Here is a 14446-nt window from a genome sequence, read left to right as displayed (position 1 = left end):
CCCCCCCCCCCCCCCCCCCCCCCCCCCCGGGTCCCGAGCGGGACCCGGCAGTGGGGACCGGACTTCCGGAGGGACGGCCGAAGCGGCCGGGCCCGGCTACCGGTCCGCGTCCGGCCCGGCCATTTCGGCCCAGACCGTCTTCCCTGCCGTACCGTCCGGATGGCGCACCACGCCCCAGTCCAGGCAGAGCCGCTGCACGATGAACATGCCGTGCCCGCCCGGCCGACCGGGGCGGTGCGGGCTGCGGGGGGAGGGGAGGCCGGCGCCGCGGTCGGACACCTCGATCCTCAGCAGTTTGGGGCCGCGGCCTATGCGCACCTCTTCGGGCCCGTCTGCGTGCAGACAGGCGTTCGTCACCAGCTCGGAGACCACGAGCAGGGCGTCTTCGGCGGCGGCGTGCTGCTCGGGGCCGGTCGCGGGCAGCCAGCCCCAGTCGTGAAGCGCCTGACGGGTGAAGTCACGGGCACGGGGGACCGCACCGCTCGCCCCCATGAGTCGCAACCGTCGTACCTGGCGCATCTCGCGCACCTGACCGACCGGTGCGGCTGCGGTCGCGGCGGTGCCCTCCGGGTCCGGGCCGCGGTCGCCCGCCGGTTGCGGCCGGGTGGTGCTCATCAGTACTTCACCTCACCGGATTGACCAGTTCGTCGGTCTTCGCCTGGTCTGCGAACAACTGTTTCGGAGGGATTCAGGGAGTCTCCTGCCCTGCGGAGGCGGGAGAACACCCATCCGTCGGGAGGGAATCGCGCCGGGACGTAACACTCTGGTCACGGGCCGGTACGCGGGCGCCTGTGAACGGTCCACGCGGCTCCCGCGCCGACGTGACCCGGTGGCGCCGCCGAGGACCCGCCTTCGGGACCGCGCCACCGGGTCACGCCGTCAGGACTGCGCGGCCTCCTTCAGCGCGTCGGCCAGGCTCTCGTGCAGGGCGAACACACCGTCCGCCCCCGTGATCTCGAACACCCTGGCGACGACCGGCCGCATTCCGGCCAGGTGGATCCCGCCTCCGGCCGCCTCGGCCTTCAGCCTGGCGCCCAGGAGGACGTTGAGTCCGGTGGAGTCGCAGAACTCCAGCTTCGAGCAGTCGACGACAAGCAGCTTCTCGCCGTCCTCCAGCGAGCGCTCCAGCGGTTCTCGCAGCAGATCGGCGGTGTGGTGGTCGAGTTCGCCGTCAGGCGTCACCACCAGACTCGCGCCGTGGCGCTGTACGTCGACCGTCAGTCGACCCCGGTGGCTGGTGCTGCCGGGCACCCCGCGGTCCATGTACACCCCTTCAACATTCCCAGTAACCGATCACTGCCGTCCGGAGATGGACGTTCGAACCCTACGCCCTCACAGCCGTGACCGGTAGCCGCACAACCAGCACATCAGGGCATATTCGGGCAACCAGCACTTGCCATCCTCCCTCGGGAGCAGGTAGGCGTAGGAGGGACCACTAAAACACGTCGGCTCGGAGGCGCCGCACCCCGTAGTGCAGGAACGGCTTCGGCAGCCATATGCCGAGAACGATGGAGGCACCATGTCACCCCGGCTCGACGAATCGCCCATCATCTCGTCGGTCGTCCCGCCCGAGCGGTTCGGGGGCGGGTTCCCGGAGGTCGGCCCGGAACAGGCGGAGATGCTGTCCGGCCTGCTCGGCCTGCCCGAGATCCCGCCGTACGACGAAGTGGGGCCGCTGGACGCGCGAGCCCTGTCCAAGACCCTCTTCGAGCGTCTGGAGACGCTGCGGGAGGGCACGCACGAGTACTCGTACGTCCGCAACACCCTGGTCGAGCTGAACCTCGCGCTGGTGAAGTTCGCCGCCGCCCGGTTCCGTTCCCGCAGCGAGCCCATGGAGGACATCGTCCAGGTCGGCACCGTCGGCCTGATCAAGGCGATCGACCGGTTCGAGATCGGCCGCGGGGTCGAGTTCCCGACCTTCGCCATGCCGACGATCGTGGGCGAGATCAAACGCTTCTTCCGCGACACCTCCTGGTCCGTGCGCGTCCCCAGGCGCCTGCAGGAACTCCGCCTGGACCTGGCCAAGGCCGGGGACGAGCTGGCACAGCGGCTCGACCGCTCCCCGACCGTCGGTGAGCTGGCCGACCGTCTGGGCCTGAGCCGGGAGGAGGTGATCGAGGGCATGGCCGCGAGCAACGCGTACACCGCCAGCTCCCTCGACGCCCAGCCCGACGAGGACGAGAGCGAGGGCGCGCTGGCGGACCGCATCGGCTACGAGGACCACGGACTTGAGGGAATCGAGTACGTTGAGTCCCTCAAACCGCTGATCGCCGAACTCTCGCCGCGTGATCGCAGAATCCTCTCCCTCCGCTTCGTGGCGAACATGACCCAGTCCGAGATCGGCGAGGAGCTGGGTATCTCCCAGATGCACGTCTCCCGGCTGCTCTCGCGGACGCTGGGCAGGCTCCGCAAGGGCCTGCTGGCCGAGGAGTGACACACTCCCGCCTCACCGGACGAGTGCCCCGTTGCGTCACTCCTATGGCCTACGGGAATCATTCTTTCGATTTTTTGACCCGTCTTTGACCTCCGAGGCCCGTCCGGGGCGCGTTCCCCGGACGGGCCTCGGCGTGACGGGCCCGTCCGGCGGCGCGGACCATCCGCTCACAACACGCGCGCACCGCGCTGCCAGACCGCCGCGACCAGCGGTACGCCGGGCCGGTAGGCCAGGTGGACGTGCGAGGGCGCGTCCAGGAGCACCAGATCGGCACGGGCGCCGGGGGTGATCCGGCCGATGTCGATGCGGCGCAGGGCCGCGGCGCCGCCCGCGGTGGCGGACCAGACCGCCTCGTCCGGTGTCATGCCCATCTCGCGGACGGCGACCGCGACGCAGAAGGGCATGGAGCTGGTGTACGACGAGCCCGGATTGCAGTCGGTGGACAGCGCGACGGTGACGCCGGCGTCCAGCAGGCGGCGGGCGTCGGGATAGGGCGAGCGGGTGGAGAACTCGCAGCCGGGCAGCAGCGTGGCGACCGTGCGGCTGCCGGCGAGGGCGTCCACGTCGGCGTCGGTGAGATGGGTGCAGTGGTCGGCGGAGGCGGCGTCCAGCTCCACCGCGAGCCGCACGCCGGGGCCGGGCCCGAGCTGGCCCGCGTGAACGCGCGGGACCAGGCCGTGCGCGATCCCGGCGGTGAGGACGGCACGGGCCTGGTCGCCGTCGAAGGCGCCCCGCTCGCAGAAGACGTCCACCCAGCGGGCCCAGCGGGCACAGGCGGCCAGTATGGGGCCGGTGACGAGGTCCACGTAGCCGTCCGGATCGTCGGCGTACTCCGGGGGCACCACATGGGCGCCGAGGTAGGTGACCTCGTCCACGTGGTCGTCGGCGATGCGCAGGGCGCGCGCCTCGTCCCCGGCGGTGAGACCGTAGCCGGACTTGGTCTCCAGGGTGGTGGTGCCCTGCCGCAGCGCCTCGCGGACGTGGCGGGCCAGGTTCGCGGCGAGCTGCTCGTCGGTGGCCTTCCGGGTGGCCTCGACGGTGGTGCGGATGCCGCCGGCGGAGTAGGGGCGGCCGGACATGCGCGCGCTGAACTCCTCGGTGCGGTCACCGCCGAAGAGCAGGTGGGAGTGGGAGTCGACGAAGCCGGGGATCATCGCCCGGCCGCCCGCGTCGACGCGACTTCCGGTGTCGGGTGCCTGACTCTGCGTACCGACCCAGGTGATGCGGTCGCCCTCGATGACGACGGCCGCGTCCCGGATCAGACCGAGGGGGGTGTCCTCGGCGGCTTCACAGGAGTGGTGATCGTTGGTGACCAGGGCGGCGATGTTGGTGACGAGGGTGCCGGTGGTGGTGTCGAGGGGGGTGTTCGGGTTGCTCATCAGCGGGCTGCTCCTTGCTGGATGGCCTCAGCCAGGGCCGCGGGGACGTCCGGCACGCTCCGGTGTACCCCGTCGCGCACCACATGACGACCGCCGACGACCGTGTGGCGCACGTCGGCCGCGGTGGCGGCGAACACGGCGGTCTCCGCCCCCAGCCGGGATGGCGGTCCGGCGGTGCGCACCGTGTCCAGGGCGACGGTGGCGAAGTCGGCGAGCCGGCCGGCCTCCAGCCGCCCCGCCTCCGGCCAGCCGATCGACTCATGGCCGAACTCGCCGGCGGAGCACAGCAGTTGCGACGCCGTCCAGTGGCCGCGGGCACGGGTGCGCAGCCGTTCGTCGAGTTCCATCGCGCGGGCCTCCTCCAGCAGGTCGATCACGGCGTGGCTGTCGCTGCCCAGACACAGCGGCGAACCCGCCCGCATCAGCGCGGCGGCCGGGCCGATGCCGTCGGCGAGGTCGCGCTCGGTGGTGGGGCACACGCACACCCGGGTGCCGGAGCCGCCCAGAAGCGCGATGTCGGCGTCGGTGAGGTGGGTGGCGTGGACGGCGGTGGTACGGGGGCCGAGCACCCCGTGGTCGGCCAGCAGCCGGGTGGGGGTGCGGCCGTGGACGGCCAGGCATGCGTCGTTCTCGGCGGGCTGCTCGGAGAGGTGGACGTGCAGGGGCGCCTGCCGCTCCCGGGCCCAGTCGGCGACGGCGGCCAGTTCGGCGGCGGGCACCGCGCGCACCGAGTGGATCGCGGCGCCCACACGGGCGTGGTCGCCCGGTGGCCGCAGGGCTGCGGCCCGTTCGGCCCAGGCGGCGGCGCTGCCGTCGCCGAAGCGGAGCTGGTGGCGGTCCAGGGCGCCGCCGCGGCGGGCGGAGAGGAGACCGGAGGCCAGATAGCAGGTATCGAGGAGGGTGATGCGGACGCCGGCCTCGGCGGCGGCCGCCATCAGCGCGTGCCCCATGGCGTTGGGGTCCTCGTAGGAGGCGCCGCCGGGGGCGTGGTGCAGGTAGTGGAACTCGCCGACGGCCGTGATGCCGGCCAACGCCATCTCGGCGTACACCGCCCGGGCCAGGGCGAAGTAGTTCTCGGGGGTGAGGCGGTCGGCGACGGAGTACATCACCCGCCGCCACGCCCAGAACGTGCCGGAGCCGGTCTGGACGGTGCCGCGCAGGGCCCGGTGGAAGGCATGGGAGTGCGCGTTGGCCAGGCCGGGGAGGGTCAGGCCGCGCAGCGGCTCGGCGCCGGGCGGCGGGGCGGGCTCCCCGGTGCGTACCGCGGTGATCCGGCCGCCGGCCGTCTCGATCACCGCGCCGGGTCGGACGGTGCCGCCGATCCAGGCGTACTCGGCCCAGTAGACACCCCCGGGTGGCGGGGAGCCGGGAGTCAGGGGTTCGGGAGTCAGGGGTTCGGGAGTCAGGGGCACGCCAGGTCCTCCAGCACGTCGGCCAGTGCCCGCACCCCGGCTACGCAGTCGTCCTCGTCGGCCGACTCGGCGGGCGAGTGCGAGACACCGGTGGGGTTGCGCACGAAGAGCATGGCGGTGGGGATCTCGGCGGAGAGAATGCCCGCGTCGTGCCCCGCGCCGGTGGGCAGCACGGGTGCGCCGCCGAGCCGGGCCGCGATGCGGTCGCGCAGCCCGTGGGCGAACTCCACCACGGGTGTGGCGGACTCCCGGGTGACGGCCACCCGCACACCGTCGCGCGCGCCGCGCTCGGCGGCCGAGCGCTCGATCCCGGCGACGACGGCGGCCAGGGTCTCCTCGTCGGGGGCGCGGGAGTCGAGCCAGCCGCGCACCAGGGAGGCGATGGCGTTGACGCCGTTCGGCTCGACGGCGACCTTGCCGAAGGTGGCCAGCGCCCCGGCCAGCCGGGCCTTCTTCCGGGCGGCCAGGACGGTGTTGGCGTAGGTGAGCATCGGGTCGTGGCGGTCCTCCAGGCGGGTGGTCCCGGCGTGGTTGGCCTCACCGCGGAAGTCGAACCGCCAGCGGCCGTGCGGCCAGATCGCGGAGGCGACGCCCACCGCGCGCCCGTCGGCGGACGTGCCGGCGAAAGCCCCGTCCCCGGCGAGGTTGCGGCCCTGCTCGATGTGGAGTTCGACGAACGCGCCGATACGGGCGAGCCGTTCGGGATCGGGGCCGATCGCGTCGGGGTCGTGTCCGGCGCGCTCCATGGCCCGTGGCAGCGAGACGCCGGCGTCGTCCCGCAGCTCCCGGGCCCGGTCGGCGGTGAGCTGCCCGGCGGCCAGCCGGGAGCCGACGCAGGAGAGGCCGAAGCGGGCGCCCTCCTCGTCGGCGAAGTTGACCACGGCCAGCGGCCGGGCCGGACGCACTCCTCTGCCGTGCAGCTCGTCGAGGGCGGCGAAGGCCGACACCACGCCCAGCGGTCCGTCGAAGGCGCCGCCGTCGGGCACGGAGTCCAGGTGCGAGCCGGTCACCACGGCATCCCCGGCGGCCCCGGCGGGGTCTCCCAGCCAGGCCCACTGGTTGCCGTTGCGGTCCGTCTCGTACGCCAGCCCGCGTGCCCCGGCCTGCTCACGGAACCACGCCCGGCACTCGGCGTCCGCGCCGGTCCAGGCGTGGCGCCGGTAGCCGCCGGTGGCCGCCGACCGCCCGACGGGCAGCAGTTCCCGCCACATCTCGTGGAAGGGGACGCCCGGCCTCACGAGGCACTCCCGGACCCGCCGCCGTCCGCGCCGTCCTCGCGCATCGGGACGCGCACCCCGCGCTCGGCGGCCACCTCCTCGGCGCGCTCGTACCCGGCGTCCACATGGCGGATGACGCCCGTGCCCGGGTCGTTGGTCAGCACCCGGCGGATCTTCTCCCCCGCCAGCGGTGTGCCGTCGGCGACGGTGACCTGCCCGGCGTGGACCGAGCGGCCCATCCCGACGCCGCCGCCGTGGTGGATCGAGACCCAGGAGGCCCCGGAAGCCACGTTGACCATGGCGTTGAGCAGCGGCCAGTCGGCGATGGCGTCGGAGCCGTCGAGCATGGCCTCGGTCTCGCGGTACGGCGAGGCCACCGAGCCGCAGTCCAGGTGGTCGCGGCCGATGGCCAGCGGAGCGGAGATCTCGCCGGAGGCCACCATGTCGTTGAAGCGCTCCCCGGCCCGGTCGCGCTCCCCGTAGCCGAGCCAGCAGATGCGGGCGGGCAGGCCCTGGAAGTGCACCCGCTCCCCGGCCATCCGGATCCAGCGGGCCAGGGACTCGTTCTCGGGGAAGAGGTCGAGTACGGCGCGGTCGGTGGCGGCGATGTCCTCGGGGTCGCCCGAGAGCGCGGCCCAGCGGAAGGGCCCCCTGCCCTCGCAGAACAGCGGCCGGATGTAGGCGGGCACGAAGCCGGGGAAGGCGAACGCCCGCTCGTACCCGGCCAGTCGCGCCTCGCCCCGGATGGAGTTGCCGTAGTCGAAGACCTCGGCGCCGGCGTCCTGGAAGCCGACCATCGCCTCCACGTGGCGGGCCATCGACTCCCGTGCCCGCGCGGTGAAGTCGGCTGGCTTCTCGGCGGCGTAGGAGGCCATCTCCGCGAAGTCGACGCCCAGCGGCAGGTAGGCCAGTGGATCGTGGGCGGAGGTCTGGTCGGTGACGATGTCGACCGGCGCGCCCATGGCCAGCAGGCGCGGCACCGCGTCGGCGGCGTTGCCCGGCACTCCGATCGACAGCGGGCGCCGGGCGTCGCGGGCCTCGGTGGCCAGCCGCAGGGCGTGGTCGAGGGAGTCGGCGCGCACGTCGAGGTAGCGGTGCGCGATGCGGCGCTCGATGGCACGCGGGTCGCAGTCGACGCAGATGACGACGCCGCCGTTCATGGTGACCGCCAGCGGCTGGGCGCCGCCCATGCCGCCGAGCCCGGCGGTGAGGGTGATCGTCCCGGCCAGCGAGCCGCCGAAGCGCTTGGCCGCGACGGCGGCGAAGGTCTCGTAGGTGCCCTGGAGGATGCCCTGGGTGCCGATGTAGATCCACGAGCCAGCCGTCATCTGGCCGTACATGGTCAGCCCGAGCGCCTCCAGGCGGCGGAACTCCTCCCAGTTGGCCCAGTCGCCCACCAGGTTGGAGTTGGCGATCAGCACGCGCGGCGCCCACTCGTGGGTGGTCAGTACGCCGACCGGGCGGCCCGACTGGACGAGCATCGTCTCGTCCGGCCCCAGGGTGGTGAGGGTGCGGACCATGGCGTCGAAGGAGCGCCAGTCACGGGCCGCCCTGCCGGTGCCGCCGTAGACGACGAGCTTGTCGGGGTGCTCGGCGACCTCGGGGTCGAGGTTGTTCCGCAGCATCCGCAGGGCGGCCTCCTGCTGCCAGCCCCGGGCGGTCAGCCCGGAGCCGCGCGGGGCCCGTACGGTCCGCGGCCCTGAGGGCCCTGAGAGATCTGCCATGGTCCCCTGCCTCCGGGTTTGAATTGGTTACTACAGACACTCTATTGACTGAATAGAGCTAGTCAACGCGTGGTGTCGTCCGCCGGCTCCGGCCGTGTTTGTCTTGTGCCCATGGCTCACTCCCACCGCGCCGCCGTTCCGCCGGGGCCCTCCGGCGCCCCGGGCTCCCCCGGAACCCCCGGGAGCCCGCGGGCCGCCTCGCCCGCCGCCCGCCGCGACGCCGCCGTACGGGCCGCCGTCGCCCGCGGGCTGCTCTCCGACGAGCACCCGGTCGCGGCCCTGCTGGACGTGGCGTCCGTACGGGAGACGGCCGCGGCCCTGCACGCCGCCTTCGAGGAGGTGACAGCGCCCGGCCGACCCGTACTGCACTCCTTCGCGGTGAAGGCCTCGTCCCTGGTCCCCGTGCTGCGGCTGCTGGCCGACTGCGGGCTGGGCTGCGAGGTCGCCAGTCCGGGCGAGCTGGCCCTGGCCCGGGCCGCCGGGGTCGGGCCGGACCGCATCGTCCTGGACTCCCCCGCCAAGACCGCGGGCGAACTGCGCGAGGCACTGGAGTCGGGCATCGCCCTCAACGCGGACAACCGCCAGGAGCTGGAGCGGCTGGACGCCCTGATGTCCCCCGGCGCCCTGCCCTCCCCCTCCGGCGGCCGGTCCGCCCCGCCGGTCGGCCTGCGCGTCAACCCACAGCTCGGCGGCGGCAGCATCGGCGCCATGAGCACCGCGACGGCCACTTCGAAGTTCGGGTTCGCCCTCCAGGACGAGGGGGCGCGCGAGTTCGTCGTACGCGCCTGCGTGGAGCGCCCCTGGATCACCCGGCTGCACTGCCACGTCGGCTCCCAGGGCATGCCGCTGGAGAGGATGGCCGCGGGCGTGGCCGCCACCTACGAGCTGGCCGAGGAGATCAACCGGGCCGCCGGGGAACAGCGCATCGACACCCTCGACATCGGCGGCGGCCTCCCGGTCAACTTCGGCTCCGAGGAGGTCTCCCCCACCTTCGCCGAGTACGCCCGGCTGCTGCGGGACACCGTCCCCGGCCTGTTCGACGGGCGCTACGGGCTGATCACCGAGTTCGGGCGGTCGGTACTGGCCAAGTGCGGGCTGGTGCTGGCCCGGGTGGAGTACGCCAAGAGATCCGGAGGCCGCCCGATAGCGGTCACCCACGCGGGCGCACAGGTCGCCGTACGGACGGTCTTCGCTCCCGAGGCGTGGCCGCTGCGGATCGCCGCCTACGACGGGCGGGGCCTGCCCAAGCGGGGCGCGCCGGTGGTGCAGGACGTCGCCGGGCCCTGCTGCTTCGCCGGCGACCTCGTGGCGCGCGGGCGGGAACTGCCACGACTGGCGCCCGGCGACCTGGTGGCGCTGCTGGACACGGGGGCCTACTACTTCTCCACCCCGTTCGACTACAACAGCCTGCCCAGGCCGGGCGTGTACGGCTTCACCCTCGCGGACACCGGGACGGACGGGGCGGCCGGGACGGGCGTCGACAGCGACGGCGTACGCTTCGCGACCGTACGCCCGCCCCAGACCCTCGGCGAACTCGTCGCCGCCTCCGGCGGCGCTCAGCGCGACGCGCTCACCGCGCCGCGGCCGTGACCCGCGCCCGGGGGCGGCGCTCCCGGGTCGCTCCCGGCGCCGGGGTCCGGCGGCGGGCGCCGCCCGGCACGGCGTCCCCGGCCAGCGGACCGGTGGTCATCCAGCCGCGCACGCCCTTGCGGGACGGGCTGCGCCCGTCCGCCCACTCCGGGCGCACCCACAACAGCTTCTCGTTGCGCCGCTCCCAGCGGCCCAGCCACACCGCCCTGGCCCGCAGCCCCGCCCCGGCTCCGGCCAGCAGCAGTCCGCCGGCGGCCGGAGCGGCCAGGGACGAGGCCACGGCGGCCAGGAACGCGGCGGCCAGCCACCAGCGGCGCCTGCGCAGCCAGACGCGCACGGTCACCGCCCGGTCGTGGAGCACCACCCACTTGCCGGCCGTGGTCGACGCCTCGATCAGCCCGGTGCAGCGGCGGCGGCGCGCCAGGAAGACCCCGGCGGCCGCTACGAGGAAGAGCACGGCCCCGCCCAGGATCCCGATGCGCCGCCCGGTCAGCCCCGGTACGGCCAGGCCGACGCCCGCGGCCGCCAGGCCGGTCCACCACAGCGCGGTGCCCGCCGTCCGTGTGTACACCGCGACCCTCGCCAGCGCGTACGCTCCCCGTCCCACGGCAGCCCTCCTCGTTCCTTCCGGTGACGTTCCGGTGATGTTCTCCGTTCGGCTGTGCGCCGCCACCGCGTCACCGCGTGACGGCTCGCTCGGGGGGAAAGCGTAGTCGGCGACGATGAGATTCGCCTGAGAGAACGGCCGGTACCGCCCGGCGCCCGGTGGGGCCTCTCCGGGCGGACCGGGCGGTCACTCGGCGAACAGGTCCCGCTCGGCGGCGCGCACGTCGAACTCCTCCAGCCGGGCCTGCGCGTCGGGCAGTCCGTCGCACATCGCCTCCAGCAGCACCCGCCCCAGCATCATGGGCGAGCAGGCGGTGTCGAAGGACAGCGCGGTCCCGACGGCGGCGGGCAGCAGCAGGTCGCCGGGGCGGGCGACGGGCGCGAAAACGCTGTCGGCGACGGTGACGATCCGCAGTCCGGCCTCCCGGGCGTGCGCCAGCGCCGCCACCGTCTCACGCGGATGGCGGGGCAGCGCGAAGCACAGCAGCGCGCTCGCCCCGGCCCGCACCGCGGCGTCGAGGCGGTCGTCCAGCATCGAGCCGGCCTCGTCCAGCAGCCGTACGTCCGGGTGCACCTTGGCGGCGAAGTACGCGAAGCCGCGGGCCTGCGCGGCGGCGGCCCGCAGGCCCAGGACGGGCAGCGGCCGGGAGGCGGCCAGCAGGCGTCCGGCCTCGGCGACGGGGCCGGGGTCGGCGAGCTGGGCCGCGAGCTGCCGCAGGTTCTCGATCTCGGCGTGCACGGCCTGCTGGTACGCGTTGCCCGCCGCGCCGCCGCCGTCCGTCCCCTCCGCTCCGGCATCGGGGGCGCCGCCCGCCGGGGACGCGGGGAGGGCCTCGCGCAAGTGCCTGCGCAGCGCCGGGTAGCCGTCGAAGCCCAGAGCCACGGCGAAGCGGGTCACCGACGGCTGGCTGACACCGGCCAGCTCCGCCAGCTCCACGCTGGACAGGAACGGGGCGTCGTCCGCCCGCCGCACCATGCAGTGGGCGATCCGCCGCTGGGTGGGGGTCAGCCGGTGCCCCTCGAACATCCTCAGCAGCCGCGTGCCCGCGCCGCTCACCGTGCTCACCTGCCCCTCCACCCCGCTGCCCCGCTCGCGCCGTCTCTCTTCAGGACCTTCCTGCTCCGTATAAGCCTATTCAGTACCGGCCGGAGCCGGCCAGAAGTCCGGGACGGGCGGTGGAGGGCGGGGGGCGGGCGCACACGGCCGCCGCGCGGAAACGCGTGCGCCGGGGCCCGTCTGTGCCGGGGTCTGCCGGGAGGATTCGCGCGGGGACCGCCGCACCCCGGTGCGCGCACCGGGGGCGGGACGACGGCGGTCCCCGCGAGGACGCGCGGCCGGGCCTGGCCCGCGTCCCGGGCGCCGGTAGGAGTCCGGGAGCCGCTCCGGAAGCCTCCGCGCCGTTGGACACCACAGTGCCCGAAGGGTGTTAACCGTGTTTTTCCCAGCCGTGACGACCAGGTACCTACTCCGCCCCGCCGCTGCCGGCTCCACCGCCCCGGGCGAGGAAGGCCAGCAGGTCCTGGCGGCTGACCACCCCGGTCGGCTTGCCGTCCACCAGCACGATCGCCGCGTCGGCCCCCTCCAGCACCGCCATCAGGTCGGCGACCGGCTCGCCCGAGCCGACCTGCGGCAGCGGTGCGCTCATGTGGGCCTCCAGCGGGTCCTCCAGCTTCGCGTGCCCGGTGAACAGCGCGTCCAGCAGGTCGCGTTCGACGATCGAGCCGACGACCTCGGCCGCCATCACGTCCGGGTGCCCGGCGCCGGGCTTGACCACGGGCATCTGCGAGACGCCGTACTCGCGCAGCACCTCGACGGCCTCGCCGACCGTCTCCTCGGGGTGCATGTGGACCAGCGAGGGCAGCCCGCCGTCCTTGCGGCGCAGCACGTCGCCGACGCGGGCCTGGGTGGGCTCGCCGTCCTCCAGGAAGCCGTAGTCCGCCATCCACTCGTCGTTGAAGATCTTCGAGAGGTAACCGCGCCCGCCGTCCGGCAGCAGGACCACGACCGTGTCGTCCTCCCCGAGCCCCTCGGCCACGCGCAGCGCCGCGACCACGGCCATGCCGCAGGAGCCGCCGACCAGCAGGCCCTCCTCGCGGGCCAGCCGCCGTGTCATCCGGAAGGAGTCCTTGTCGGAGACGGCGACGATCTCGTCCGCCACCTCGCGGTCGTAGGCGCTGGGCCAGAAGTCCTCGCCGACGCCCTCCACCAGGTAGGGGCGCCCCGATCCGCCGGAGTACACCGAGCCCTCCGGGTCGGCGCCGACGACCCGCACCTTCCCGCCGGAGACCTCCTTGAGGTAGCGGCCGGTGCCGCTGATGGTGCCGCCGGTGCCGACGCCGGCCACGAAGTGGGTGATCCTCCCGTCCGTCTGCCGCCACAGCTCGGGGCCGGTGGTCTCGTAGTGGGAACGCGGGTTGTCCGGGTTGCTGTACTGGTCCGGCTTCCAGGCGCCCGGCGTCTCGCGCACCAGCCTGTCGGAGACGTTGTAGTAGGAGTCGGGGTGCCCGGGATCGACCGCGGTGGGGCAGACCACGACCTCGGCGCCGTACGCGCGCAGTGTGTTGATCTTGTCCGTGGACACCTTGTCCGGGCAGACGAAGATACAGCGGTAGCCCTTCCGCTGGGCCACGATCGCCAGCCCGACCCCGGTGTTGCCGGAGGTGGGCTCGACGATGACGCCGCCCGGCTTCAGCTCCCCGGAGCGTTCGGCGGCCTCGATCATCCGGACCGCGATCCGGTCCTTCACCGAGCCGCCGGGGTTGAAGTACTCGACCTTGGCCAGAACTGTGGCCCGGATCCCCGCCGCCACCTTGTTCAGCTTGACCAGCGGGGTGTTGCCGACAAGCTCGATCATCGACTCGTGATACTGCACCTGATTCTCCGCGCTCGGGGGCAGTCGCCGTCGCCTGCCCGTGCAGCCAGCCTAGGGGGACACCGGAGCGGTGTTGACGCGCGTTGCGCAGCCACCTGTACTGGACATGACACTCGTGGTGGCCGTACGGGTGTGCCGTACGGATCGCGCGCCGGGCGCACGGGGTGCGCGTGCGGGGTGCGAGAAGGCCGCGGGAGCGCGGCGGAGCGGAGGACCCGATGGCGAGTGCTGTGCCCGGACCGGCGTCCGGGGCGGGAGTGGCACGCAGGATCGCGACCGCCGCGGCGTACGGCGGCGGAGGAGCCGGACTGCTCGGCGGGGCGGTGGTCGGCCTGCTGATGGCCGAGGTACGGCTGGCGCGGCGCCGGGTGGGCGGATCGGACGACGTACCGCCGTCGGCGGACGGGGTCTACGGCACGGCCGTCGCCTCCGTCGGTCCGGGCGCGCAGGCCGCGCCGCTGCGGCTGGCGGTGCTCGGCGACTCCACCGCCGCCGGTCAGGGCGTCCACCGGCCGCGGCAGACCCCGGGCGCCCTGCTGGCCGCGGGTCTGGCCGCGGTGGCGGAGCGGCCGGTGCGGCTGCGCGGCGTGGCGGTGTCGGGGGCGTGCTCGGACGACCTGGAGCGCCAGGTGGCGCGGCTGCTGGAGGACGGCGGCACCGGCGGTGACGGCGCCCCCGACGTGTGTCTCGTCATGATCGGCGCCAACGACGTCACCCACCGCGTGCCGCCCGCCGTCTCGGTACGGCTGCTGCGGGACGCGGTGGCGGGGCTGCGGGCGGCCGGGTGCGAGGTCGTGGTGGGAACCTGCCCGGACCTGGGCACGGTCGAGCCGGTCGCCCAGCCGCTGCGCTGGCTGGCCCGGCGGATGAGCCGCCGGCTCGCGGCGGCCCAGACGATCGCGGTGGTGGAGCAGGGCGGGTGGACGGTCTCACTGGGCGACCTGCTCGGCCCGGAGTTCGAGGCGAACCCGCGGGAGCTGTTCGGCCCGGACAACTACCACCCCTCGGCGGAGGGCTACGCGACCGCCGCCATGGCCTTCCTGCCCACGCTCTGCGCCGCGCTGGGCCTGTGGCCCGAGGAGGACGGACGCCTGGGCGGCCCCACCGCACCGGGCGAGGAGGCCCTCCCCGTCGAGGCCGCGGCTGCCGCCGCGGCCGGTGAGAGCGGCACGGAGGTCTCGGGGGCGCGCGGCCCCCTGGCGCTACTGCGG

At 74.3% G+C, this 14446-nt stretch carries 12 protein-coding genes; 3 read left to right on the top strand and 9 right to left on the bottom strand.

Translation table 11 applies throughout. The features are described 5' to 3' along the window. Window positions 1-96: 96 nt before the first annotated feature. Both LJ221_RS12570 and LJ221_RS12565 read right to left on the bottom strand, forming a co-directional pair. Window positions 97-615: an ATP-binding protein gene (locus tag LJ221_RS12570; protein ID WP_241716362.1), complete on the bottom strand. Its 519-nt coding sequence runs from the start codon at window positions 613-615 to the stop codon at window positions 97-99. Between the two features lie 264 nt (window positions 616-879). Beyond that, entirely contained in the window at window positions 880-1263 is a 384-nt protein-coding gene (locus LJ221_RS12565; RefSeq protein WP_241716360.1) for an STAS domain-containing protein, read from the bottom strand. Between the two features lie 256 nt (window positions 1264-1519). Between LJ221_RS12565 and LJ221_RS12560 the strand changes: the two genes are divergently transcribed. After that, window positions 1520-2434, top strand: coding sequence for an RNA polymerase sigma factor SigF (locus tag LJ221_RS12560; RefSeq protein WP_241716358.1), 915 nt, complete (start codon window positions 1520-1522; stop codon window positions 2432-2434). Between the two features lie 167 nt (window positions 2435-2601). Here the strand turns inward: LJ221_RS12560 and hutI are convergent, their stop codons facing one another. From hutI to hutU, 4 genes are read right to left on the bottom strand one after another with little or no spacing between them, the layout of a single operon-like run. Continuing rightward, on the bottom strand, window positions 2602-3813 hold the full coding sequence (gene hutI, locus LJ221_RS12555; RefSeq protein ID WP_241716355.1) for an imidazolonepropionase: 1212 nt from the start codon (window positions 3811-3813) through the stop codon (window positions 2602-2604). Continuing rightward, the gene (locus tag LJ221_RS12550; protein ID WP_241716389.1) at window positions 3813-5204 is read right to left on the bottom strand and encodes a formimidoylglutamate deiminase; all 1392 of its coding nucleotides are present in this window, start codon (window positions 5202-5204) and stop codon (window positions 3813-3815) included. The genes hutI and LJ221_RS12550 overlap by 1 nt, the downstream gene beginning before the upstream one ends. A gap of 11 nt (window positions 5205-5215) precedes the next feature. Then, a complete protein-coding gene (locus LJ221_RS12545; RefSeq protein ID WP_241716387.1) occupies window positions 5216-6436 on the bottom strand; it encodes an allantoate amidohydrolase in 1221 nt (406 codons plus the stop codon). 23 nt (window positions 6437-6459) lie between these two features. Next, window positions 6460-8166 (bottom strand): urocanate hydratase, encoded by a 1707-nt coding sequence (gene hutU / locus LJ221_RS12540; protein ID WP_241716352.1) that lies wholly within the window; start codon window positions 8164-8166, stop codon window positions 6460-6462. Between the two features lie 111 nt (window positions 8167-8277). Between hutU and LJ221_RS12535 the strand changes: the two genes are divergently transcribed. Next, window positions 8278-9756, top strand: coding sequence for a diaminopimelate decarboxylase (locus LJ221_RS12535; RefSeq protein ID WP_241716350.1), 1479 nt, complete (start codon window positions 8278-8280; stop codon window positions 9754-9756). Here the strand turns inward: LJ221_RS12535 and LJ221_RS12530 are convergent. The 3 genes from LJ221_RS12530 to LJ221_RS12520 form a co-directional block, all read right to left on the bottom strand. Continuing rightward, complete coding sequence (locus tag LJ221_RS12530) at window positions 9737-10363, bottom strand: hypothetical protein (RefSeq protein WP_241716348.1); 627 nt, start codon at window positions 10361-10363, stop codon at window positions 9737-9739. The genes LJ221_RS12535 and LJ221_RS12530 overlap by 20 nt on opposite strands. A 186-nt stretch (window positions 10364-10549) precedes the next feature. Beyond that, a complete protein-coding gene (locus LJ221_RS12525) occupies window positions 10550-11389 on the bottom strand; it encodes a MurR/RpiR family transcriptional regulator (protein WP_241716385.1) in 840 nt (279 codons plus the stop codon). A gap of 436 nt (window positions 11390-11825) precedes the next feature. Further along, complete coding sequence (locus LJ221_RS12520) at window positions 11826-13235, bottom strand: cystathionine beta-synthase (protein ID WP_241716346.1); 1410 nt, start codon at window positions 13233-13235, stop codon at window positions 11826-11828. Window positions 13236-13453: 218 nt separating this feature from the next. Here LJ221_RS12520 and LJ221_RS12515 point away from each other — a divergent pair. Then, window positions 13454-14446, top strand: a 993-nt coding sequence (locus LJ221_RS12515) for an SGNH/GDSL hydrolase family protein (protein ID WP_241716344.1), incomplete at its 3' end; no start/stop codon positions are given.

Origin of the sequence: Streptomyces sp. CNQ085 (assembly GCF_022614595.1) — a bacterium.
Lineage (GTDB): Bacteria > Actinomycetota > Actinomycetes > Streptomycetales > Streptomycetaceae > Streptomyces.
Note: the sequence above shows the minus strand (reverse complement) of the source record. Positions and strands in the feature narration are given on the sequence as shown.